Genomic DNA, 22,639 nt, shown 5'->3' on the forward strand with positions numbered 1-22,639 from the left:
ACGCCCGGCGCGAGCGTGACGGTCGGCATCAGGCGGCCTCGAACTCTTCCTTCCCGGCGCCGCAGAGCGGGCAGACCCAGTCGTCCGGGATCGATTCGAACGGGGTGCCGGGCGGGACGCCGTTATCGGGGTCGCCGACGGCGGGATCGTACACGTAGCTGCAGACGATGCATCTCCATTTCGTCATCGGGAGCTCCATTGGCGACGTCATCCTATCTCGACGAACTGATCGGAGGGGGCCCCGCAGATCGGGCAGAAGTCCGGCGGCTTGTCCCCGACGTGGATGTAACCGCACACCCGGCATTTCCACTTTTTCATCGAAGGGCTCCTATGGGATGATGCCTACTTTATACCACACCTGCCGGAAGGAGAAGGCGTGGCGGGGGCGGAGGGGAACATCGCGGAGACGCCGTTCGTCGCGGCGGACGTCGAGACGACCGGCCTGTCGGCCGCGGACGGCCACCGGATCTGCGAGATCGCGCTGCTCCGCTTCCTGCGGGGAACGGTCATCGACTCCTTCGTGTCGCTCGTCAATCCGCTTCGTCCGATCGACCCGGGGGCGTCCGCGGTCAACGGGATCACCGACCCGATGGTCGCGGGTGCGCCGCCCTTCGCCGACCTGTTCCCCCGGATCCTCTCGTTCGTGGGCGACGATCCGCTGGTGTTCCACAACGCCCCGTTCGACCTTTCGTTCCTTCGGGCCGAGGCGCGGATGGCCGGCGGAGCGTGGCCGGACAACCGGGTGATCGACACGTTGGCCCTCGCCCGCCGCACCGGACGGTTCCGGTCCAACTCCCTGTCCTTCATCTGCGGAGAACTCGGGATCGGGTGTTCCTTCCATCGGGCGGAGGCGGACGCGTGGGCGGCGGGAAAATTGCTGCTTCGTCTATTGCGGGGGGCCGGATAGAGAGAAACATTTCCATTTTATCGGTAAAATATTCCTTATTATATTTATTCAATTCTACGTGAAAAAAATAAAACACGGTGCTGCAGAATATGTGTTTGAAACTATTTAGCAATTATTATCACCGTACACGAATCTCTCGGCATGCGGTTTGCTGTTTTATTGCTCCCTGTAAATATTCGGATTAGCACGTTGCCCGGCCCGCCCAGTTCCGGGCAACAAACAAGGGGGGGGAAGATGTCGATCGCGATCAAATTTTCGGGGAGGGTGCGGTGAAAAAAACAACAGGGTTGCTGTTCCTTGTGCTGGTGGCGACGCTTTTCCCGTTGAATGTCTTCGCCACCGGGGGAGCGATCATCAGCAACGGGACCATCCAGATGGGGGTGCACGACGAAGGACACCTCAACGTCCCCTACCCGGGTGATCCGCTCGGGATCGGCGCCATGGGACTTCGCTACGTCCCGACGGGCGCCGCTTCAACGGAACCGGGTTGCCTCTGCGAGGGGTGGGGGGTGGGAGACAACCTGACCGGCAGATTCGGTTTCGCCAACGAGTCCGTCGGAGGGATCGTCAACATCGTAAAGGAGTCGTTCGACAACACCGCGTCGACCGCGACGTGCGTGGTGCGGATCGTCGTCGGAACCGACAACCTCTACCGGGTCACGCACACCTACTCCCCGAGCCCGGTGACGAGCAATCTGTACCAGGTCGACGTCACCATCGCAAACATCAGCGACAACACCGTCGAGCTCCTCTACCGGCGGGTCATGGACTGGGACATCTACCCGACCGCGTTCAGCGAATACGTGACCATATCCCACTACTCCGTCGGGAACCTGTTCCGGACCGACACGAACGGCTTCAATTCCGGGAATCCGTTCTCGTTTTCATCCTATCGGCCCGGCCCCGTGACCGACGCCGGCCCAAGCGACCACGGCGCCCTGTTCGATTTCAACTTCGGCTTGCTGGCGGCGGGCGCAACGAAGTCGTTCACGACCTTCTACGGAGCGGCGGGCACCCAGGCCGAGGCCTTGGCGGCCCTCATAGCCGTGGGGGGGGAGATCTACTCCTTCGGACAGCCCAGCACCGCCGACGGTCCGACGCTCGGCACCCCGAACACGTTCATCTTCGCCTTCAAGGGCGTCGGGGGAACGGCGTTGGGCAGCGCCAACACGATCGAGGACAACGGCATGGGGCACGGCCTGATCTGCGGCCGGATCGTCTCCGGCGGCGGGAGCGGCGGCCCCGGGGAAAGCGGCGGGCTCCTCGCCCTGACGCTTGCGCTCCTCCTGGCCCCCGTGGGGCTGCTGAAGCTACTGCACGGAAGGAGACGCGGGCTTTTTAACAAGGCCGGGCTGATCGCGCTGGCGGTTGCTGCGGTCTTCCTGGCCGCGACCTCCGCGCAGGCCGCGCACCTGCTCGCCCCCAAGGCGCAGCGGTTCCACCCCACCACCGACGGGCTGGGCGCCCTGACCGTGGATTCCGACGAGACGATCGGCAAGGACAAGCTCGCCTTGGGCTTCTGGCTCCACTTCGCCAAGAAACCGCTGAACTACGGCGACATCCAGCTGTTGAAGGTCGAGCAGACCGCCGTCGACAAGCTGTACACCGCGGAACTCACCGCGGCGTACGGCCTGACGAACAACTTCGAGCTGGGAATCGACATCCCGTTCCTCCGCGCCACCGACAGCCTGAACGTCAACTCCGGACGGTATGGGTCCAACTCCAATATCGGGGACATCCGGGCCAACGGAAAGTACCGGCTGATCGAGGGGCAGGGGTACGGGTTCGCGGTCGTGCCGTTCATCAACTTCCCCACCGGCAACAACAACTTCCTGCTTTCCGAGCGGAAGCTGGGGCTGGGGGTCAAGGCCGCCGGGCACTACGACGTCTCCGGCCCCGTGACGCTCTACGCCAACGCCGGACTGGAGCAGGTGGGAGACATCGCGAAAACCCGCAACGATCCGGGGTACTACACGCCGTGGATCCAGTACGGCGTGGGAGGCGTGTACCGCCTGCCGGGAGCCCGCAAGGACCAGATCGTCGCCGAGATCAACGGCGAGACCCCGATGGCGTATCCGTACCAGAACACGGTCACCTCCCCGTTCGAGGTGCTCGGCGCGTACCGCAGGGAGCTGAACCCCGGATTCACGTTGACCGCCGGCGCGGGCGCCGGGGTCAACAAGGGGATGGGAGCCCCGACGTACAGGCTGTTCCTCGGGGTCTCCCGGGTGTTCGACTTCGCGAAGGCTCCCCCGGCGCCGGTCCCCGCTCCTCCTCCGCCGCCTCCGCCGCCCCCGCCCAAGCCGGAACCGGCAGTGGCGCCTCCGCCTCCTCCGCCGCCTCCGCCGCCCCCGCCGCCGCCCCCGCCGCCGCCGCCGGCTCCCAAGCCGGAACCGGTGGTGACGCCGCCTCCGCCTCCTCCGCCGCCGGCCCCCAAGCCGGTCAAGGAGGTCATCCGTCTCCAGGTGCAGTTCGACACGGCAAAGGCCGACATCAAGCCGGTCTACGACGCCGATCTCGCGCGGGTCGCCGACTACCTGAAGAAGTATCCCGAGACCACGGTCACCATCGAGGGGAACACCGACAACGTCGGAGGGAAGAAGTACAACCAGAAGCTCTCCGAGCGCCGCGCCGAGAGCGTGAGGAAGTATCTCGTGGAGAAGCTCGGCGTCGACGCCTCGAAGATCTCCTCGGTCGGCTACGGGATGGACAAGCCGGTCGCGGACAACAAGACCCCCGAGGGACGGCAGCAGAACCGCCGGGTCGACGCGGTCTTCCGGTAGAAACGAAACCGCCCGGGCGAAACGCCCCGGGCGACGTTGCCGCATCCCGGCCGGGAGGGAAACCTCCCGGCCGTTTTACTATTTCCTCCGCGCCACCTTCCGCTTCTGCGTTACCTTCGCATCCCCCACCGTCCTCCGGTACGCCGACGCCATCGCGGAGAGCAGCTCTCCCCGCCGGTCGTACAGCCGCCTTCGCGGTCGATTCCCGGCGCGGTCGAACGCGTAGGCGCACAGCAGCGGCAGCGCCACGGTGGAGTCGATGTAGCACACCACCGTGTCCGGAAGCCGGTCCGGGTCGACCTTCCCCCACGAGACCGCCTCCGAGGGCGTCGCGCCGGAGAGCCCTCCCGTGTCGGGGCGGGCGTCGGTGACCTGCAGGAAGTAGTCGTGTCCCTTCTCGGCCAGCCCGAGGACCTCCTGGATCTGCGGCTCGGTCTGCAGCATGAAGTTCTTCGGCGACCCGCCCCCCAGGATCCAGACGGCGCTCTTGCCCCCGTTCCGCTTGGCGCCGTAGACGATCGCCGCGGTCTCGTTCACGTCCAGGGAGACGTCGAACCGGACACCGCGCCCGCCGAGGCGCATCGCGGCGACGTTCATTCCGATCGACGAGTCGCCGGGGGAGGAGGTGTAGACCGGCACCCCGTACCGCCACGCGGCCGCCAGCACGCTGACCTCGCCGAGCCCGAGGGCTTTTTCCCGCTCCGCCATGTACCGCCCGAGACGGAAGTGGAACTCGGCCGTCCCCATCTCCGCCTGGAATTCGGGCAGGTCGAGCACCCGGCGGAAGAACGCATCCGTGTCCAGGAGCACATCGTACGAGAAGAGGACATCGTAGATCCGGACGACCCCTTCGTCCCGCAAGGCACGGTCGTCGAGGAACGGCGACCCGGCGTGCATCGGGAGCCCGAGGCCGAAGTGCGCGTCGTGGTACAGGTTCGCGCCGGTGGACACGATCCAGTCGACGAATCCCGCCGACAGAAGCGGCACGAGGCAGGAGACGCCCAGACCCGCGGGAGTCAGCGCCCCCGTGATCGACATCCCCACGGTCACGTCCCGCCGCAGCATCCTCTCCGCCAGAAGCCGCGCCCCCTCCCGCAGCCTGCCCGCGTTGTACGCGAGGAACGTCCGGTCCACCAGGTCCGCGGCCCGCATCCTCTTCCCCACGTGGGGCGGAAGGATGCGCGCTCCCGCCAGATATCCCGACTTCTTTCCCATCCCGTTCACCCTTCCCGTGATGATCCTACTCCGCCTTCTCCAGCGTCGACTTCCCGGCAACCTCCTCGACCAGCTTCGAGCCGCCGAACGCCCACTCCGCGGTGTACGTGAGCCGATTGGAGGACGACACCTCCCGGCCGGAGAGCGCGTCCACGGAGGAGCGGAACCGCCCATTCATCTCCCCGGAACCGGAGAACTCCGCGGTGGGCTTCACGCCGAACTCCGCCAGCCGGACCTCGAGATCCTCCCGGGAAGAGAGCGTCGTCCTCCCCTCGTACTTTCCCTCGACCGCCAGCAGGTGAAGGCCGCCGGCCGCGCTGAAGCCGGTGTATCGCATCGACCCCTCCACGGGAACCGGGGGCGCGCCGGCGCCGTGCCCGAGGAACGGCAGCACGACGTCCTTTCCGGTCGCCGTCTCTTCCTTCGAGACGGTCCTCCCCGCCACCCGCGTGAACGGCTTCACGTACATCTCCTCGATGGCGGCGAGGTACGCCGCCAGGCGGAACGTCTTTCCGACGATGTCCCCCGCCGGCCCTTCCTTCAAGCCCGCCATCCATTTCCCGTACGCGTCCCGCACCGCGGTGAAATCGGCTTTCCCCGCGGCGGTGTCCAGCGTGAACACGACCGGGTTCGGGGGGTTGAACTGCTTGTACGGGGCGGTGAGGAACTTCCCGTCCTGCAGGATCCGCGCGTCCGACTCGGAGATCTCGATCCGGGCGACGGTTCCCTCGACGGATACGACCTTCTGGACGGCGACCAGTTCCAGCCCGACCGATCGGGACTTCACGGTCGCCTTCCCGTCCGCCGTGACCAGCGTCCGCCGCGTTTCGCTCGTCGACAGGTACCGGCTCTTCCAGGAGTCGCCCGCCGCCAGCCGGAGCCGGACGTCGATATCCTTCGGGAGATCCGCCTTCCCCGTGGCCCCGGGGCCTCCGTGCATCCCGGGGGGAGCGGTCCCCGCCCCGCTGCCCGCGGCGCACCCCGCGAGGCAGGCGGCCGCCACGAGCAGGAACAGGAAGGCCATCGGATGGCGCGGGGAGCGGACGTTCGCATGGCGTCGCATGGGCACCTCCCGGAGAGTGGGAATCTTGCTGGCATTATATTCCATCGTCCGCGCAAGGTATAATTTCCCGGTGGGGGAATGGACGGTCGCCCCGCCCGGAGGCCCCTTGCGGAGCAGAACCTGCCGGTACGCGGCGCTTCTCGTCGCGATGATCTGCGTTCCCGCCGTCTGTTCCGCCGGCGACGTCACCGCCGCCGCCGAGGAGCCCGATCCGCGTTCGCTGCGCCGGCGCAACACCGCCGTCATCGGCGGAATCGTTCTCGGGGTCGGCGGCTACGGCGCGATGAACTGGTGGAACGAAGGGATGACGTCCTCCGCCTGGCCCCGGAGCGAGGGGTGGTTCGGGCAGGGAACGTACGCGGGCGGCTCCGACAAGCTCGGCCACGCCTACATCACCTACGGGGGAACGAGGCTCCTCGCCCGCGCGTTCGAGGGGCTCGGGAACGAAGCGGCGGACTCCCTGAAACTGGCGGGCCTCACCACCTTCGGCGTGATGACGGGGGTGGAGCTCGTGGACAGCTTCTCCTCGAAATGGCGCTTCAGCATCGAGGATACGGTGTTCAACGCGGCGGGGGTGGCGCTGGCCCTCGCCATGGAGAAGTATCCCTCCCTCGACGCGCTGGTCGACTTCCGGCTCCTCTATCGCCGATCCGGCGACGCCCGCCGCCTGGGGACGAACGACCCTCTCGGCGACTACTCGGGGCAGACGTACCTCCTGGCGTTCAAGCTGGACGGCGTCCCCCGGCTCCGGGACCTCCCCCTGGCCCGATACCTGGAGCTCCAGGCCGGTTACGGGACCCGCGGATACGAACTGAACGACGGCGTGAAGTCGGATCCCCACCGGCGGGTGTCGTACGGCGTCGCCGTGAACGTGTCCCGCCTCCTGGGCGACACCCTCTTCCGGGGCGGTCTCCGGGGAGGGCGGATCCAGGGCGCCGCGGACACCTTCCTGGAGTTCCTCCAGGTCCCGGGGACGACCGCGTTGCGCCATCACCGGCTCCCTTGAGCTATAATCGCGGCGTGACCAGCCACCGCTCCCCCGAGAAGGCGGAGATCGCGGCCATCCACGAGGTGGCCAAGATCCTGACCTCCACGTTGAACCTCGAACGCGCTCTGGGGACCGCCCTCCGGACTCTGCAGAGTTTCCTGGACTTCGACCGCGCCGCCATCTTCCGCCCCGACGAGGCCACCCGCGAGATCCGGATGATCGTCGCGGCCGGGTACACCGCGGAGCAGCGCGAACGGGCGAGGTACGTCTGGGGGGAGGGGATCGTCGGGAAGACGATGAAGACCGGCAGCCCCATCGCCATCCCCGACGTCCGCAAGGAGCCGTCGTTCCTCGACAAGACGCGCGCCCACGGGAAGGCGGACCGTCCTCTCTCGTACCTGTCCGTGCCCATCAAGATCGGCGAGGAAACGCTGGGCGTGCTATCCGCCGAGCGGATCGGGCGGACGGGCACCCAGGCGCTGGAGGGGGACGCGCGGACCCTGGCCGTCGTCGGCTGCCTCGTCGGCCAGGCGCTGAAGCTCCACAAGGCGATCGAACGGCTGCAGGAGGAGTTCCAGCGACAGCGGAAGGAGTTCGAGAAGACGATCCGGAAGACGTACCGGATCGAGAACATCGTCGGCCAGAGCAAGCGGATGCAGGAGGTGTTCGCCGCGGTGACCAGCGTCGCCTCTTCGCGTGCCACCGTGCTGCTGCGGGGGGAGAGCGGGACGGGGAAGGAGATGATCGCCCGGGCGATCCACCAGGGGGGGCCGCGCGCGGAGCGGCCCTTCGTCGCCGTGAACTGCGCCGCCCTGCCCGAGACGCTGTTGGAGTCCGAACTGTTCGGCCACAAGCGGGGGGCCTTCACCGGGGCGGTCGACGAGCGGAAGGGGAGGTTCGAGGAGGCGTCCGGCGGGACGATCTTCCTGGACGAGATCGGGGACATCCCGCTCCCCACCCAGGTGAAGCTGCTCCGGGTGCTGCAGGAGCGGAAATTCGAGCGGCTCGGAGAGAACCGGAGCGTGCCGGCGGACGTCCGCATCATCGCGGCGACGAACGCGGACCTGGAGAAGATGGTGGCGTCCGGTACGTTCCGGGAGGACCTGTACTACCGGCTGAACGTGATCCCCATCTTCCTTCCCCCGCTGCGGGACCGGCGGGAGGACGTCCTTCCGCTCACCGAGCATTTCCTCGAACGGTTCAACCGGGAGCACGGGAAGGGGGTTTCCTTCACCAAGGAGGCGCTCGACCTGCTCCTCGAATACCGGTGGACCGGGAACGTCCGGGAGCTCGAGAACCTCGTCGAGCGCGCGGTGGTGATGGCGAAGGACCCGACGGTCCGGGCGCAGGACCTCCCCCGCGCGATCCGGGTTTCCACCGGGATCCAGGCGACCGGGGCGTACGGACAGCCGTCCGCGCCGCCCGTGGCCGCCTCCTCCGCCGCCGAGGCCTATTCCCCCGTTCCGGCCCCCGAAGGGCGCTCCCGGGCCGATTACCTGAGGGAACTCGAGCGCGAGGAGCTGCGCCGCGCCCTGGAGAGCGCCGGATGGGTGATCGCGCGCGCGGCAAAGCTCCTCGGGTGGACGCCGCGCCAGGTGGCGTACAAGATGAAGAAAGGGGGCCTCTCCTCCCCCTGGAAGCGGTGACCTGCCGGGGCCGCCTCCGACCCGCAAGGTAGAATAAACGACATAATTGTCGCGCCCGCCCGGGCGCCCGTCGCCCACCCCGGCGCCCGCTCGCTCCGGATTTCCCCTTTCCTCCCGGTACGTTTCACCCGCCTCCCCGAAGGCCGCCCGCGTCTGGCACGGCCGATGCTCCTGTCCCCTGCGTCGTACACATTTTTCCCACAGGGGGACACCATGAAAAAGAGCACCCGGATCATCCGCGCGTCCTGCATCGCCCTCGCGGCGTTCGCGATCTGCGGGATCGCGGCGACCATCGCATCGGCCACGCCGTCCACGCAGATCTGGATCCCGTCCACCGACGTCCAGGCGTTCAAGACGGGACACTTCGGGTTCGACACGTATGTCCGCACCAAGCCGGAACCGGGCACGGGCGGCCAGAACGTTCCCCCCGTCGTCGACCTCGGCCTGACCGCCGGAGTCCTGCCGTTCCAGAAAATCCAGGCGGAGGTCGGGTTCGACCTGATCTACGGCGGCTTCAACACCTCGAGCGGCCTCGACAAGTACCCGATCTATCTCAACGCCAAGGTCGGGATCCCGGAGGACGCTTTCTTCAAAATGCAGCCGGCCGTGGCCGTCGGCGGCTACAACTGGGGCACGAAGAAGGGCGAAGTCACCAACGGCGTCTACACCAAGACGGGCACGGACGCGAACATCTGGTACGGACTGGTCGCCAAAACGCTTCCCGTCGTGGGACGGTTCTCCGTCGGCTACTACGGACTGAACAAGAAGTCCTCCGTGGCCACCGTCTACGACTCCAACGGGGTGAAGGGTGACGAGAGCGGCCTGCTGGCTTCGTGGGACCGGACAATGAGCGAGATCTCCGACAAGCTTTGGGTGGCCGTCGACCACCAGGGCGGCAAGAATGCCTTCGGCGCCACCAGCTTCGCCTTCTCCTGGGCGTTCGCCAAGAACGTGAGCGTGATCTTCGGCTACGACGTCTACAACAACAAGGCCCGCGCGGGGCAGAACACGGCGACCGTCCAGCTCGACATCAACTTCCCGTAACGGGAACCGTTTCGGCACATCGCATCCGGACGACCAAAATGTCCCGCATCATTTGCGGGCGAAAAGGAGACGCACCATGAAAGCACATCTTCGGAAATGGACGGCGCTGGCCCTGTGCCTTGCCGCGCTCCTGCTGGGAGCGGGCATGGCCCTTCCCGCCGCCGCGGAGGAGGCGAAGCCCGCGGACGCCGCTCCGGCGGTCGGGGCGGCCGCGACTGCGGCGACGCCCCCGGCCGCGGCACCCCCGGCATTCACCAGGGAGATGGCGGACTCGATCGCCAACCAGAAGATCGCGATGGACACCATCTGGACGATGCTGGCGGCGTTCCTGGTCTTCTTCATGAACCTCGGCTTCGCCCTCGTGGAGTCCGGCTTCTGCCGGGCGAAAAACACCGTGAACATCCTCTTCAAGAACTTCGTGGTGTTCGCGGTCTCCTCGATCGCGTTCCTGTTTCTCGGCTTCGGGGTCATGTTCGGCGACGGGAACCCGATCGTCGGCCTCAGCGGCCTGTTCCTCGCCTCGGGGGCCGACAACAGCCCGGCCATGGGCGACGCCTACCAGGGCGTGTACCACGCGCTCAACTGGACGGGCGTTCCGCTCTGGGCGAAGTTCTTCTTCCAGCTCGTGTTCGCCGGTACCGCGGCGACGATCGTGTCGGGCGCGGTGGCCGAGCGGATCAAGTTCAAGGCGTTCATCATCTTCACCCTGTTCCTGGTGGGAGTGATCTACCCCATCGGCGGTCACCTGATCTGGGGAGGCGGATGGCTCGCGAGCAAGGGATTCCTCGACTTCGCGGGATCGACGGTGGTGCACTCCATCGGCGGCTGGGCGGCGCTGGCGGGGATCATCGTGCTCGGCCCCCGGATGGGGAAGTTCGGCCCGGGCGGCAAGGTGAACGCCATCCCCGGTCATAGCATGACCTCGGCCGCCATCGGCGTGTTCGTCCTCTGGTTCGGCTGGTTCGGTTTCAATCCCGGCTCCACGATGGCCGCGGACGGTCTCTCCATCGCCCATGTGGCCACCACCACGAACGTCGCCGCCGCGGCGGCGACGCTGAGTTCCATGATCCTCGCCTGGGTGCTCCTCGGGAAACCCGACCTGGGTATGACCTTGAACGGCTGTCTCGCGGGGCTCGTCGCGATCACCGCTCCCTGCGCCTTCGTGAGCGTCACCAGTTCCCTGATCATCGGCATCGTCGCCGGCATCCTGGTGGTCCTGGCGGTTTTCTTCTTCGACCGGATCCGGATCGACGACCCGGTGGGCGCCACCGCAGTCCACCTGGCCAACGGGGTGTTCGGGACCATCGCGCTGGGCCTCTTCTCGGATCCCACCGTCTGCCCGGCCGCCGCGGTGGCCAAGAAGGGCCTTTTCCTGGGCGGCGGCATCGCCCAGCTCGGGCCGCAGCTCCTCGGCGTAGCGGTGATCGCCGCCGCGGTGTTCATCCTGTCCATGGTGTTCTGGTACGTCACCAAGGCGCTCTCCAACGGGATCCGCGTGAGCCAGGAGGAGGAGATGGAAGGGCTGGACTACCACGAACACGGCAACTCGGCATATCCGAATTTCCAGCTGGTCGAGCGGAGGTAGCCGGCCATGAAAAAAATCGAAGCGATCATCAAGCCGTTCAAGTTGGACGAGGTGAAAAGCGCCCTCGGGGAGATCGGGATCACCGGGATGACCGTCCTCGAGGTGAAGGGGTTCGGACGACAGAAGGGTCACTCGGAAGTGTACCGGGGCGCGGAGTACGTGGTGGACTTCATCCCGAAGGTCAAGATCGAGGTCGCCGTGCCCGCGGACGCGGTCCCCGCGGTCGTCGAGCGGATCCTGACCGCCGCCCGGACCGGCAAGATCGGGGACGGGAAGATCTTCGTCTTCGACCTGGAGGAGGTGGTCCGGATCCGGACCGGCGAACGCGGCCGGGAGGCGCTGTAGGAAGGTTGCCGTACGGCCCGCAGGACGATTGCGTATACTACGGGGATGGATCCGAAAGGGCCCATCCCCGTTTCCCTTTTCTTCACCTGCCTGGCCGACGCCTTCGCCCCCGGCGTCGGCTTCGCCGCCGTGGAGGTCCTCGAGCGTTTCGGCGCGACCGTGCGGGTCCCGCTGTCCCAGACGTGCTGCGGACAGCCCGCCTTCAACTCCGGGAACCGGAAGGAGGCCCGCGCGATGGCGCGGAAGTTCCTCCTCTCCTTCCCCGAAGACGGGTACATCGTGACCCCGTCCGGCTCCTGCGCCGCGATGGTGAAGCACGGCTACCCCGCCCTCTTCCGGGACGATCCCCGGACGCTTGCGCTTGCGCGATCGGCCGGCGAGCGGATCTTCGAGCTGTCGCAGTTCCTCGTGTCCGTCCTCGGGGTGACCGACCCGAAATCCGCCTTCGCCGGAAAGGTGACGTACCACGACTCGTGCCACCTCCGCCGGGGGCTCGGCGTGTACGAACAGCCGCGGGAGCTGCTCCGGGCGATCCCCGGCGTGGAATTCGTGGAAATGGAGGAGAGCGACCGGTGCTGCGGCTTCGGCGGCGTCTTCTCCGTGAAGCACCCGCACATCTCGTGCAGGATCACCGAGCGGAAGATCGAGCGGATCCTCGCCACCGGCGCCTCCTACGTGACCACCGGAGACCTCGGGTGCCTGATGAACATCGGCGGGATGATCTCCCGGTACGGATACCCGGTGAAGGCGATCCACATCGCCGAGATCCTGGCGGGCGGGAGCGAAGGAGGCCGCTGATGGAACCGAACGCCAACGCCTTCGCCCGGAACGCCCGGAAGGCGCTCTCCGACAGGACCCTCCAGGAGGCGCTCGGCCGAACCACCGGCCGGTTCGTCGCCCACCGCGACGCCGCGGCGGCCGCCTTCCCCGGGTTCGAGGCGACGCGGGAACGCGCCTCCGCGATCAAGCGGGAAACCCTCGCCCGCCTGGGGACGCACCTCGCGCGCTTCATCGAGGAGGCGGAGCGGCGGGGCGCGGTGGTCCACGTGGCCCGGGACGCCGCGCAGGCCCGCGCGATCGCCGCGCGGATCGCGGCGGACGAGGGGATCACCCACGCCGTCAAGTCCAAGTCGATGGCGGCGGAAGAGATCTCCCTGAACGACGCCCTGCAGGCGGCGGGCGTGGAGGTCGTGGAGTCGGACCTCGGGGAGTTCATCATCCAGCTCGCCGGGGAGCCCCCCTCCCACATCATCGCTCCCGCGGTCCACAAGACGCGGGAAGAGGTTTCCCGCCTGTTCGAGCGGAAGCTCGGAGAGCCTCCCACCGACAGCATCCCCGAGCTGGTCGGGATGGCGAGGAAGCACCTTCGCGCGAAATTCCTCTCCGCCGGCATGGGCGTGTCCGGCGCGAATTTCCTGATCGCCGACACCGGCTCCGTCGTCCTCGTCACCAACGAGGGAAACGGGCGGATGGGCACCATACTCCCGCGGGTCCACCTGGCCGTGGCGGGGATCGAGAAGGTCATCCCGCGGATGGCGGACCTGCCCGCCTTCCTCCGCCTGCTCCCGCGGAGCGCCTCCGGCCAGACGATCTCCTCCTACGTCTCGGTCCTGACCGGAACGCGGCGACCGGGCGACGCCGAGGGGCCCGAGCGGATGCACATCCTCCTGCTGGATTGCGGGCGCAGCGCCATCCTCGAGGGAAAGTACCGGGAGGTGTTGAAGTGCGTCCGGTGCGGGGCGTGCCTCAACGTCTGCCCGGTGTACCAGAGCGTGGGGGGGCACGCGTACGGGTGGGTCTACTCCGGCCCGATCGGCGCGGTTCTGAACCCCCTTCTGCTCGGACTCCCGGAGGCGGCTCCCCTGCCGGGCGCGAGCACCCTGTGCGGAGCGTGCGCGGACGTATGCCCGGTGAAGATCCCGCTTCCCGAATTCCTGCTCGAACTTCGCGCGGACGAGCGGGAGCAGGGCTTGAAAACCCCCGGGGAGATCGCGGGCATGAAGGGGTACGCGGCGGTGATGCGGCGGGCCGGCCTCCTGGAGGCGGTGGAGCGGATCCTGGGCGTGGTCGTCCAGTTCTTCACCAAGGGGAATCCGGTCGCCGGCCTCCCGTACCCGTTTTCCGGCTGGACGGAGCGCCGCGACTTCCCCGCGGCGGCGAAACAGCCGTTCCGCAAGCAGTGGAAGATCCGGCGGGGGGTGCGGGGGTGACGCCCGCGGACGAACGCCTCCTCCTGTTCCGCCGCATTTCGGCCGCCACGGGACAACCCGCCGGCGGGGAGGGCGACGACGCGCCCGCTCCTCCCGCTCCCGTCCCGGGGGAAGGGGACCGGCTCGAGCGGTTCGGCAGGGCGTTCGAAGCCGCCGGGGGCGTGCTGTTCCAGGGGCCTCCGGAATCGGCGCTGCACGACCTGGCGGAGGAGCTGCGGGCGGCGGGGGTGACCGAGCTGTTCCACCCCCCGGCGGATGTCGAGGCGCGCCGCGTGGCGGAAGCGCTGGTCCCGTTCGGCCCGTTCGCGCTCACGACCGGCGAGGCGGTCCGGGCGGGAGGCGCGCCGGTCACCGCGGGGTTCCGCACGGCGGATGCCGGGATCGCGGAGACGGGCACGGTCGTGGAAACCAGCGCCGGGGGGAACACCTTTCTTCCGGGGCTGCTCGCGGACGTGCACGTGGCGATCGTCCCCGCCTCCCGGGTGGCGGAATCCATCGACGAAGCGCTGATCCCGTACGTCGCGGACCCTCCGCGCAACATCTCGTTCCTCACCGGCCCAAGCAAGACCGCCGACATCGAGCAGACCCTCACCGTCGGCGCCCACGGGCCGAAGAAGGCGATCGTCCTGCTGGTAGAGTAACCGCCCGTCTCCCGCGGCCGCGGGGTTGCCGCAATCCGAAATCCCCAGCGCTTTACCGTTTTATTTCTGGCACCCATATTGCAAAAGATTCTCGGTAACCCTTCATCTCGGTCCGGATACCGATTCCTCCAAGCGGTGGAAGTGGATGGAAACCGGATGGAATTACGCGTTTCCTCCAGGAAACCGGGCAGGGAAAGGGATTACAGATCCAGAGGTGCAAGCATGACGAATTACGGATTCGAAAAAACGTCCGCCAATCATTGGATCGGGACCCTGGCTGTCGCCGCCCTGCTCCTTGTCGCGTCCGGCGGGAAGGCCCACGCCAGATCGTCCTACCTGTCGACGTTCAACACCACGTACGGAACCTCGGGCACGGCCCTGAACAGCTGCAGCTTGTGCCACCCGGGCGGCAACACCGGCCAGTTCAATCCCTTCGCCGACGCCTTCCGGAACAACGGCCACTCGTTCCCGGCGATCGAGTCGCTCGATTCCGACGGGGACGGGTTCATCAACAGCGCGGAGATCACCGCGAGGACCTTCCCCGGCGATCCGGCCAGCAAACCCGGCCCGTCCGACACGACGCCTCCCACGGTCCGTTCCACGAACCCGGCCGTCAACCAGACCGGCGTGGCGGTCAACACCGCCGTGACGGCCGCGTTCAGCGAGGCGGTCAAGTCGGTGGGCGCCGGGACGTTCACGCTCCGCGCCGGAAGCACGCCGGTGGCTGGTACGGTGGCGCTCTCGGGGACGACGGCGACCTTCACCCCGGCGGCGCCGCTTCCCTACTCCACGGTGTTCACCGCGACGATCACGACCGGCGTCCTGGACCTGGCCAACAACGCTCTCGCCGCCAATTACGCATGGACCTTCACGACCGGTGCGGCGCCGGACCTCGCGCCGCCGACGGTGGCCTCGACGAACCCCGTCACCGGCGCAACGGCGGTTCCGGTATCCGGCAACGTGGCGGCCACCTTCAGCGAGGCGGTCAAGTCGGTGAACGCGACGACGTTCACGCTCCGTGCGGGGAGCACGCCGGTATCGGGAACGGTGGCGCTTTCGGGGACGACGGCGACCTTCACGCCGTCGGCGCCGCTCTCCTACTCCACGACGTACACCGCGACCGTAACGACCGGCGTTCTCGACCTGGCGAACAACGCTCTCGCATCCAATCATGTCTGGACCTTCACGACCGGCGCGGCGGCGGACACCACGCCGCCCACGGTCGGTTCCACCTCGCCCTCGAACAACCAGACGGGAGTGGCCGCCAACACGGCCGTTACGGCGAATTTCAGCGAAGCGGTCAAATCCGTGAACGCGACGACGTTCACGCTTCGGAGGGGGACCGCGTCGGTGACGGGAACGGTGGCGCTCTCCGGGGCTACGGCGACCTTCACGCCGTCGGCTCCGCTGGCGTACAACACCGTGTACACCGCGACGGTCACGACCGGGGTCCTGGACCTGGCCAACAACGCTCTCGCCGCCGATTACGCATGGACCTTCACGACCGGCGCGGCGCCGGACACCACTCCGCCGTTCGTGACCGCCACTAATCCCCCGAACAGCCAGGCAGACGTCGCCCTGAACACGACGATCTCCGCCACGTTCAGCGAAGCCATGGACGCCGCCTCGCTGACCACCGCCACCTTCACGGTGGCCGACCGCGCCGGCAATCCCGTGGCGGGCGCGGTAACGGTGACCGGCGCCACCGCCACGTTCGCGCCGTCGGCGATGCTTGCGAACGGGACGACCTACACGGCGACGGTCACGACCGGGTCCCGGGACCTCGCGGGGAACGGTCTCGGGATGTCCCAGGCATGGAGCTTCACGACCGTTCCGGGCACCGTGGATTCCGACGGGGACGGCATACCGGATAACCAGGACGCCTACCCGATGGACAACCGGAAAACGACGGTTCCGAACCCGATGGGAGGACAGGCCGTCACGATCGATTCCTCCCTGACCGGCGGGACGCGCCTGACCGGGGCCGGCGGCATGGCCGACACCGATCCCATGCTCAACCAGGCCGGCAAGCCCGCCGGATTCGGCTTTCCCAACGGCGTGGTCGCGTTCAACGTCGCCGGCCTCGCCCCCGGCGGGACGGCCCGCGTCGCGATCACCTTCCCGTCGCCGATCCCGGCCGACGCCAGGATCTTCAAGGTCGACTCCGCGGGATATCACGAGTTCCCGGGGGCGGTCGTCAGCGGTAACACGGTGACCTTGACCCTGACGGACGGCGGAGCCGGAGATGCCGACGGCCGGGCGAACGGAGTCATCGACGACCCGGTCGCCCTGGCGGTGCCCCAGGCGGCGGTCGCGCCGGAGAGCTCCGGCGGTTGCTCGATCGCCGGGACGGGAGGCGGCCCCGCGGACTTCGCGGGGTCCTACGGGGTCCTGGCCCTTGTCGCCTTCGCGCTTCTGGCGAGGAAAGCGGTGACCGGAAAACGGTAGCTCCGCGGGCGGCGCGACGCCATCGGACCGCAACGGGCCGGGTGTGACTTCCCTGCCCGTTGCGGTCCGGGCCGCCCCGTTACGATCTCTGCCAGTGCCCTGCGCCGGTCACCACCCCAGCACCCTCAACAAGAACAACCACCCCGTGATCGTGACCGCGGAGGCGGCCGTGGAGACGATGACGATCGTCCCGGCCAGCTCCGCGTCCCCGCGCAGCCGGGTCGCCATCACGTAGGTGACCACGGCGGTGGGACACCCGAGCATGATCGCGCCGATCCGGAGGTCGTCCCCCGACACGCCCATCCACCGGTAGAGCGAGATCCCCGCGCCGGTCAGCACGACGACTTTCAGGAAGGCGGCGAGGGCAGCGAGGGCGAACCCCCTCCGCGCGCGCTCGAAGGAGAACGAGCCCCCGAGGCAGAGGAGCGAGAGCGGCAGCGTCGCCGGCGCGAGGAGCGCCATGCTCTTCCGGGCCATCGTCGGGACGGGGAGCTTGAACACGCTCCAGAGGATGCCGGCCAAGCAGGCGAGGATGATCGGGTTCGTGGCGATTTGCCGCGCGACCCTCCCGGCGGCCGCCCCGACCCTCTCCCCCTCCCTCTTTCCGTGCGGAATCATGAGCGCGGTCACGGACAGGGTGTTCAGCAACGGCACGATGAAGCCGAGGAAGATCCCCGCCTTCCGGAGCCCTGCCGGCCCCACCGCGCTGAATACGATGGGCAGACCCACGTAGGCCAGGTTCGCGCGGAACGTCCCCTGGACGAACGCGCCGGTCTCCGCGGGGCCGATCCCGAGGGCGCGCGAGATCAGGAACGCGAGGAGGAAGACGGCGATCGTGGCGGCGTAACCGCCGATCACGAGCGGGGGGCTGAACGCCGCGCGGAAATCGGTGCCCCCGATCTCGTGGAAGAGGAGCACGGGAAGGAGGAGGTAGTAGACGAGGGCGTTCGCCGCTTCGATGAACCCCTCGTCGAGGAACCGGTACCGCCGGAGGACGGCGCCCACCGCGACGACGAGGAAGACGGGGATGACCGACTGCAGGATGTCCAAGGACGATCAACCCCCGATATGAAAGGGGCGGCCCCGGTTCCACGGGGCCGCCCGCCGGCATCGCGGTTCGCCGGGCGACCGAACGCCCGGCGAACCGATCAACGGCGCGTCATTTCCCCGCCGGACCGCGCACCCGGACGAGGTAATCGACGATCGCCTTCGCCTCCGCGTCGGTGATGTCGCACCCGTTCACCTTTTGCATCCGGGTGACCGTGTTCGTCCAGCCGTCCCGGTCCTTGTTCTTCCCGAGCGGCCGGGCCAGGGCGTGGCAGGTTGAGCATTTGACGTCGAACAACGCCTTGCCCCCGGGATCGGCCGCATCCGCGGCGGCCGGCGGCGCATTCACGGGAGACTGGCCGGTGGCGGCATTGTGATGGTCCCCGTGCCTCTCCCCGTGCTCCCGCGCGTCGTCGGCTCCGCGTCGCGCGAACCGCGCCCCCGCGTCCGGCTCCGCCGCGAAGGCGGGAACCGCCGGGAGGATCAAGGCGGCCGCGAGCAGCGCGGCGATCGTGCGGTTCCAACGCATGTCGGCCCCTCCCCGGAAAAAGGTTACTTCTTGCCGTGCTCGGCCGCCAGGAACTCCACGATCTTGGCCGCGTCGGCGTCGGAGATCCAGTCGGCCTTCTTCCCCTGCATTTCCTTCACGATCGACGCCCACTTCTCCCTGGATTCCTTGCGGGCGGTCGCGCGGTCCATGCCGTGGCACACGCTGCACTTCGCTTCGAATAAGGCCTTCCCTTCGGCGGCCGGGGCGGCGGCGGGAGCCGCGGGGGCGGCGGGCTTGGGAGCTTCCGGCTTCGAGCATCCGGCGACGAGGGTTGCGACCAGAAGGGATAGAATGCACAGAACCACGGAGCGAACGCGCATTGCCTGCATCCTCCTTGAGGGGTGGGTTTCCGATCATCTTACTCCCCGCCCGCCGGGGGACTCAATCGATTTGTGTATAATGCTCCGATGATCCGCGTCCGCATCCCCCAGAAGGAAAAAGAGATCGAGGTCCGGGGCCCGCGCAGGGTGATGGACATCCTCGCCGAGGCGGGAGTCCGCCCATCGACCGTCATCGTCACCCAGGGGAGGAAGCTCCTGACGAAGGACCACCGCGTGCAGGACGGGGAGACGATCGACGTCATCTCCGTCGTCTCCGGAGGATAATAGTGCCCCATTTCGTAATTACAGCCGCATTCGAGTGCCGCTGCATCCGCCCCGGCTTCGTTGCGCTTCCTCACCGTACTTTCACAGTACGCCTCGGTCGCGACGCCTTGCCGGAGCGGCGCATCAGCCCTCTCGGTGCAGGCCGTAATTACGAAATGGGGCACTCCCCCCCATGAAGTGCAAGCGCTGCCGGCGCGCCGACGCCGCGGTGGAGTTGCCGAGCCACCACTCCGCCTTCTGCCCGGACTGCTTCTACCTCTTCTTCCGGCGCCAGGTGACGGAGGGGATCCGGAAGTTCCGCCTCCTCTCGCCCGATGACCGGGTGCTGGTGTGCGTCTCCGGAGGCAAGGACAGCCTCGTCCTCTGGGACGTCCTGATGGAGCTGGGGTACGAGACGGAAGGGCTCTACGTCGACCTGGGGATCGACGGGTACTCCGGGCGGTCGAAGGAGAAGGTGCTGGCGTACGCGGCGGCGCGCGGGAAGACGCCGATCGTCGCGGACCTCGCGAAGGAGGGGATCCCGATCCCCGAGGCCGCGCGGTGCGTGCGGATGCAGGAGTGCTCGATCTGCGGCACCGTGAAGCGGTATTTCTTCAACCGGGTCGCGGCGGAAGGGAAGTTCGACGTGGTCGCCACGGGGCACAACCTCGACGACGAGACGGCGCGGCTCCTGGGGAACCTCGTCCACTGGCAGCGGGACCACCTCGCGCGGCAGCACCCGTTCCTTCCCGAGGCGGGGGTCGGTCTCGTGCGGAAGGTGAAGCCGCTCTGGCGCGTGAGCGAGCTGGAGACCGCGGCGTACGGCTTCCTGAAAGGGATCGATTACGTGACGGAGGAGTGCCCGTTGAGCGAGGACGCCACCTCGCTGGTGTACAAGGAGGCGCTGTCGCTGATCGAGGAGAAGATGCCGGGGACTCGGATCGTCTTCTACCAGGGGTTCCTGGACGACGCGAACCCTCTGCGGCGGCCGCCGGAGGCGGCGGCGCCGGGGGAGGACGAGTCGTGGAAGAGCGGGACGGCGAGGCCGTGCGCGTCGTGCGGCGCCCCCACGTACGCGGAGACGTGCGCCTTCTGCCGGATGAAGGAGCGGGTGCGCAAGCGGCGCGAACAACGCTCGGGGAGGATCGCCGGTTGAGCGACGGACGCGTGCGCCGGGGGCCGTTCCGGGAGGGGGAGGACGTCCTGCTCGTCTCCCCGAAGGGAGAGGAGCACCTGATCACGCTCGCGCCGGGGAAGGCGTTCGGCACGCACAAGGGAAATCTGCCGCACGACGACCTGATCGGCAAGGAGGACGGCAGCCGCGCGTGGACGGCGATGGGGGACGAATACCGCGCCTTCCGGCCGACCTACATGCAGTTCATCATGAACCAGAAGCGGCACGCGCAGATCATCTACCCGAAGGATACCGGGACGATCCTCATGTGGGCGGACGTGTTCCCGGGGGCCACGGTCGTCGAGGCGGGGATCGGCTGGGGCGCGCTCACCATCAAGCTGCTGGAGGCGGTGGGTCCCGCGGGGAAGGTGGTCTCCTACGAGGTGCGGGACGATTTCGCGCAAAGCGGCGCGCGGACGGTGCGGCGGTACCTGGGGGATTGCCCGAACCACGAGGTGAAGGTGCGGGACATCTACCGGGGGATCGACGAGCGGGACGTGGACCGGATCGTCCTGGACCTTCCGGAACCGTGGCAGGCGGTTCCGCACGCCCGGGAGGCGCTGCTCCCCGGGGGGATCGTCCTCTCCTACCTCCCCTCGACGATGCAGGTGAAGCAGCTGTGCGACCGGTTCGCCGAAAACGGCGGGTTCTCCGAACCGGAGACGTTCGAGGTGATCCTGCGGCCGTGGCACGTGAAGGGGATGTCGGTCCGCCCCGTCCAGTGGATGTTCTCCCACTCCGCCTTCCTGGTCGTCGCCCGCAAGCTCTCCTGAAATCAGGCGGTCGCGCGGAACCAGTCGAACGTTTTCCCTAGGCCTTCGCCGAACGGGACCTTCGGGTCGTACCCGATGAGCTTCCGCGCCAGGGAGATGTCCGCCAGCGAATCCCGGACGTCCCCCGTCCGCCCCGGCTCGAATTTCGGCGGCACCTTCCTCCCCGCCAGCCGATAGACGATCTCCAGGATGTCGAGGAGGGAGACCCGCTCCCCGCAGGCGATGTTCACCACCTTCCCGCACGCGTCCGCCGGCGCGTCGCACGCGGCGAGGTTGGCGTGGATCACGTTGTCGATGTAGGTGAAGTCGCGCGTCTGCAGCCCGTCGCCGTACACGGTGGGAGGGACGCCGCGCAGCACCGACGTGATGAACCTCGGGATTACGGCGGCGTACGTCGAAGTCGGGTCCTGCCTTGGCCCGAACACGTTGAAGTAACGCAGCGAGACGGTCTCGAGCCCGTAGACCCCGTGGAAGATCCGCATGTAATGTTCGCCCACCAGCTTCTGCGCCGCGTAGGGGGATTTCGGGTTGGGGGTCATCCCCTCCCGCTTGGGAAGCTCCGGGGTGTCGCCGTAACCAGAAGGTTCAACGTGCCCGTGACGTTGATCCCGTTGGAGAGGACCGGGTCGGCCACGGAGCGCGGGACGGAGGGAAGCGCCCCCTGGTGAAGGACGTACTCGATACCGGCGACCGCCCTCCGGACGTCATCCGGATTCCTCAGGTCCCCCTCGACCAGCTCGAACGCATCGCCGTGCGCCTCCCCCAGCCCCGCGAGGTTCTCTCGCTTCCCGGTCAGGAAATTGTCGAGGATCCGCACCCGCCGCCCGGACGCGAGGAGCGCCCTTGTCAGGTTCGATCCGATGAAGCCCGCCCCGCCGGTCACCAGGTAGCGCACGGTTCTCCCTTGCCCTCCGCGGGTCAGAGCTTGATGACCTTCCTGCCGTTGTGCCCCTTCATGGCGTTGCGGGTGTCGACGATCGCCTTCGCCTCGCGGGCCACCAGCCGGTAGTCGAACGCGGAGTGGTCGGTGACGATCACCACGCAGTCGGCCTTCCGCAGCGCGGCCGCGGTGAACGGCGTGGCCGTGAGGGCCATCCCCGCCTCCCGCACCTCCGGCACGTGCGGGTCGCAATACGAGAGGACCGCCCCCTTCTTCGAAAGGAGCTGAAGGATGTCGAGCGCGGGCGACTCGCGCACGTCGCTGATGTTCTTCTTGTACGCCACGCCCAGCATCAGCACCTTCGATCCGTTGACCGATTTCCTTCTGCGGTTGAGCGCCTCGATCACCTTGTCGACCGCGTGGTGCGGCATCTGCCCGTTCACCACGCCGGCCAGCTCGATGAAGCGCGACTCGAAGCCGAACTGCTTCGCCTTCCAGGAGAGGTAGAACGGGTCGAGCGGGATGCAGTGCCCTCCGATCCCCGGCCCCGGGTAGAACGGCATGAAGCCGAACGGCTTGGTCCCGGCGGCGTCGATCACCTCCCACACGTCGATTCCCATCCGGTCGGCCATGAGGGCGATCTCGTTCACCAGCCCGATGTTCACCGAGCGGAACGTGTTCTCGAGGAGCTTGACCATCTCGGCGACCGCCGCGCTGGACACCGGGTGGACGTTCTCGAGCACGCCGGCGTACAGC

Annotated in this window: 22 protein-coding genes and 1 pseudogene; 14 read left to right on the plus strand and 9 right to left on the minus strand. The window is 67.9% G+C overall.

What is annotated here, in order from left to right; genetic code table 11:
- Window positions 1–28: 28 nt before the first annotated feature.
- Together HZB86_04175 and HZB86_04180 are read right to left on the minus strand one after the other, a co-directional pair.
- Window positions 29–187 (minus strand): rubredoxin, encoded by a 159-nt coding sequence (locus HZB86_04175; protein MBI5904736.1) that lies wholly within the window; start codon window positions 185–187, stop codon window positions 29–31.
- 20 nt (window positions 188–207) lie between these two features.
- A complete protein-coding gene (locus HZB86_04180) occupies window positions 208–318 on the minus strand; it encodes a rubrerythrin family protein (protein ID MBI5904737.1) in 111 nt (36 codons plus the stop codon).
- Between the two features lie 58 nt (window positions 319–376).
- On the opposite strand from HZB86_04180, the gene HZB86_04185 reads away from it, so the two are divergent.
- Both HZB86_04185 and HZB86_04190 read left to right on the plus strand, forming a co-directional pair.
- Window positions 377–907, plus strand: a complete 531-nt coding sequence (locus tag HZB86_04185) for a 3'-5' exonuclease (protein MBI5904738.1) — start codon at window positions 377–379, stop codon at window positions 905–907.
- 2,315 nt (window positions 908–3,222) lie between these two features.
- Window positions 3,223–3,690 (plus strand): OmpA family protein, encoded by a 468-nt coding sequence (locus HZB86_04190; protein MBI5904739.1) that lies wholly within the window; start codon window positions 3,223–3,225, stop codon window positions 3,688–3,690.
- Between the two features lie 78 nt (window positions 3,691–3,768).
- On the opposite strand, the gene HZB86_04195 is transcribed toward HZB86_04190, so the two are convergent.
- Window positions 3,769–4,905 (minus strand): deoxyhypusine synthase, encoded by a 1,137-nt coding sequence (locus tag HZB86_04195; protein ID MBI5904740.1) that lies wholly within the window; start codon window positions 4,903–4,905, stop codon window positions 3,769–3,771.
- A gap of 25 nt (window positions 4,906–4,930) precedes the next feature.
- Window positions 4,931–5,968 carry a hypothetical protein gene (locus HZB86_04200; GenBank protein ID MBI5904741.1) on the minus strand — a complete coding sequence of 346 codons (1,038 nt, stop codon included), beginning with the start codon at window positions 5,966–5,968 and terminating at the stop codon, window positions 4,931–4,933.
- A gap of 106 nt (window positions 5,969–6,074) precedes the next feature.
- Here HZB86_04200 and HZB86_04205 point away from each other — a divergent pair, with 106 nt between their 5' ends.
- From HZB86_04205 to HZB86_04245, 9 genes are all read left to right on the plus strand, one after another.
- Window positions 6,075–6,974 carry a DUF2279 domain-containing protein gene (locus tag HZB86_04205; GenBank protein ID MBI5904742.1) on the plus strand — a complete coding sequence of 300 codons (900 nt, stop codon included), beginning with the start codon at window positions 6,075–6,077 and terminating at the stop codon, window positions 6,972–6,974.
- A gap of 14 nt (window positions 6,975–6,988) precedes the next feature.
- Window positions 6,989–8,602 carry a nif-specific transcriptional activator NifA gene (gene nifA / locus HZB86_04210; protein ID MBI5904743.1) on the plus strand — a complete coding sequence of 538 codons (1,614 nt, stop codon included), beginning with the start codon at window positions 6,989–6,991 and terminating at the stop codon, window positions 8,600–8,602.
- Between the two features lie 231 nt (window positions 8,603–8,833).
- Entirely contained in the window at window positions 8,834–9,646 is an 813-nt protein-coding gene (locus HZB86_04215) for a hypothetical protein (GenBank protein ID MBI5904744.1), read from the plus strand.
- A 76-nt stretch (window positions 9,647–9,722) separates the two neighbouring features.
- Window positions 9,723–11,231, plus strand: a complete 1,509-nt coding sequence (locus HZB86_04220) for an ammonium transporter (GenBank protein MBI5904745.1) — start codon at window positions 9,723–9,725, stop codon at window positions 11,229–11,231.
- 6 nt (window positions 11,232–11,237) lie between these two features.
- Window positions 11,238–11,576 (plus strand): P-II family nitrogen regulator, encoded by a 339-nt coding sequence (locus HZB86_04225; protein MBI5904746.1) that lies wholly within the window; start codon window positions 11,238–11,240, stop codon window positions 11,574–11,576.
- Window positions 11,577–11,621: 45 nt separating this feature from the next.
- Window positions 11,622–12,374, plus strand: a complete 753-nt coding sequence (locus HZB86_04230) for a (Fe-S)-binding protein (protein ID MBI5904747.1) — start codon at window positions 11,622–11,624, stop codon at window positions 12,372–12,374.
- Entirely contained in the window at window positions 12,374–13,786 is a 1,413-nt protein-coding gene (locus tag HZB86_04235; GenBank protein ID MBI5904748.1) for an iron-sulfur cluster-binding protein, read from the plus strand. The genes HZB86_04230 and HZB86_04235 overlap by 1 nt, the downstream gene beginning before the upstream one ends.
- Window positions 13,783–14,427: an LUD domain-containing protein gene (locus HZB86_04240; GenBank protein MBI5904749.1), complete on the plus strand. Its 645-nt coding sequence runs from the start codon at window positions 13,783–13,785 to the stop codon at window positions 14,425–14,427. The genes HZB86_04235 and HZB86_04240 overlap by 4 nt, the downstream gene beginning before the upstream one ends.
- A 222-nt stretch (window positions 14,428–14,649) precedes the next feature.
- Window positions 14,650–16,875: an Ig-like domain-containing protein gene (locus tag HZB86_04245; GenBank protein MBI5904750.1), complete on the plus strand. Its 2,226-nt coding sequence runs from the start codon at window positions 14,650–14,652 to the stop codon at window positions 16,873–16,875.
- Between the two features lie 108 nt (window positions 16,876–16,983).
- Here the strand turns inward: HZB86_04245 and HZB86_04250 are convergent, their stop codons facing one another.
- From HZB86_04250 to HZB86_04260, 3 genes are all read right to left on the minus strand, one after another.
- Window positions 16,984–17,925 carry an AEC family transporter gene (locus tag HZB86_04250; GenBank protein MBI5904751.1) on the minus strand — a complete coding sequence of 314 codons (942 nt, stop codon included), beginning with the start codon at window positions 17,923–17,925 and terminating at the stop codon, window positions 16,984–16,986.
- 109 nt (window positions 17,926–18,034) lie between these two features.
- A complete protein-coding gene (locus tag HZB86_04255) occupies window positions 18,035–18,451 on the minus strand; it encodes a hypothetical protein (GenBank protein MBI5904752.1) in 417 nt (138 codons plus the stop codon).
- 23 nt (window positions 18,452–18,474) lie between these two features.
- Window positions 18,475–18,792: a cytochrome c gene (locus tag HZB86_04260; GenBank protein ID MBI5904753.1), complete on the minus strand. Its 318-nt coding sequence runs from the start codon at window positions 18,790–18,792 to the stop codon at window positions 18,475–18,477.
- An 87-nt stretch (window positions 18,793–18,879) separates the two neighbouring features.
- On the opposite strand from HZB86_04260, the gene HZB86_04265 reads away from it, so the two are divergent.
- From HZB86_04265 to HZB86_04275, 3 genes are all read left to right on the plus strand, one after another.
- On the plus strand, window positions 18,880–19,077 hold the full coding sequence (locus HZB86_04265; protein MBI5904754.1) for a MoaD/ThiS family protein: 198 nt from the start codon (window positions 18,880–18,882) through the stop codon (window positions 19,075–19,077).
- Between the two features lie 172 nt (window positions 19,078–19,249).
- Complete coding sequence (locus tag HZB86_04270; protein MBI5904755.1) at window positions 19,250–20,212, plus strand: adenine nucleotide alpha hydrolase family protein; 963 nt, start codon at window positions 19,250–19,252, stop codon at window positions 20,210–20,212.
- The gene (locus tag HZB86_04275; protein ID MBI5904756.1) at window positions 20,209–21,003 is read left to right on the plus strand and encodes a tRNA (adenine-N1)-methyltransferase; all 795 of its coding nucleotides are present in this window, start codon (window positions 20,209–20,211) and stop codon (window positions 21,001–21,003) included. Before HZB86_04270 ends, HZB86_04275 begins: the two co-directional genes overlap by 4 nt.
- Before the next feature lie 2 nt (window positions 21,004–21,005).
- Here the strand turns inward: HZB86_04275 and HZB86_04280 are convergent.
- Both HZB86_04280 and HZB86_04285 read right to left on the minus strand, forming a co-directional pair.
- Window positions 21,006–21,898 (minus strand): annotated as a pseudogene (locus HZB86_04280) (NAD-dependent epimerase/dehydratase family protein).
- 23 nt (window positions 21,899–21,921) lie between these two features.
- On the minus strand, window positions 21,922–22,639 hold a 718-nt coding region (locus HZB86_04285; GenBank protein ID MBI5904757.1), incomplete at its 5' end, for a nucleotide sugar dehydrogenase.

Source organism: Deltaproteobacteria bacterium (assembly GCA_016234845.1).
GTDB lineage: Bacteria > Desulfobacterota > Deferrimicrobia > Deferrimicrobiales > Deferrimicrobiaceae > JACRNP01.

Excerpts from the sequence above, each read along its gene's own strand:
- HZB86_04175 (MBI5904736.1), bottom strand. The coding sequence starts at position 187 with ATGACGAAATGGAGATGCATCGTCTGCAGCTACGTGTACGATCCCGCC.
- HZB86_04180 (MBI5904737.1), bottom strand. The coding sequence starts at position 318 with ATGAAAAAGTGGAAATGCCGGGTGTGCGGTTACATCCACGTCGGGGAC.
- HZB86_04195 (MBI5904740.1), bottom strand. The coding sequence starts at position 4,905 with ATGGGAAAGAAGTCGGGATATCTGGCGGGAGCGCGCATCCTTCCGCCC.
- HZB86_04200 (MBI5904741.1), bottom strand. The coding sequence starts at position 5,968 with ATGCGACGCCATGCGAACGTCCGCTCCCCGCGCCATCCGATGGCCTTC.
- HZB86_04220 (MBI5904745.1), top strand. The coding sequence starts at position 9,723 with ATGAAAGCACATCTTCGGAAATGGACGGCGCTGGCCCTGTGCCTTGCC.
- HZB86_04225 (MBI5904746.1), top strand. The coding sequence starts at position 11,238 with ATGAAAAAAATCGAAGCGATCATCAAGCCGTTCAAGTTGGACGAGGTG.
- HZB86_04230 (MBI5904747.1), top strand. The coding sequence starts at position 11,622 with ATGGATCCGAAAGGGCCCATCCCCGTTTCCCTTTTCTTCACCTGCCTG.
- HZB86_04235 (MBI5904748.1), top strand. The coding sequence starts at position 12,374 with ATGGAACCGAACGCCAACGCCTTCGCCCGGAACGCCCGGAAGGCGCTC.
- HZB86_04245 (MBI5904750.1), top strand. The coding sequence starts at position 14,650 with ATGACGAATTACGGATTCGAAAAAACGTCCGCCAATCATTGGATCGGG.
- HZB86_04255 (MBI5904752.1), bottom strand. The coding sequence starts at position 18,451 with ATGCGTTGGAACCGCACGATCGCCGCGCTGCTCGCGGCCGCCTTGATC.
- HZB86_04260 (MBI5904753.1), bottom strand. The coding sequence starts at position 18,792 with ATGCGCGTTCGCTCCGTGGTTCTGTGCATTCTATCCCTTCTGGTCGCA.
- HZB86_04265 (MBI5904754.1), top strand. The coding sequence starts at position 18,880 with ATGATCCGCGTCCGCATCCCCCAGAAGGAAAAAGAGATCGAGGTCCGG.
- HZB86_04270 (MBI5904755.1), top strand. The coding sequence starts at position 19,250 with ATGAAGTGCAAGCGCTGCCGGCGCGCCGACGCCGCGGTGGAGTTGCCG.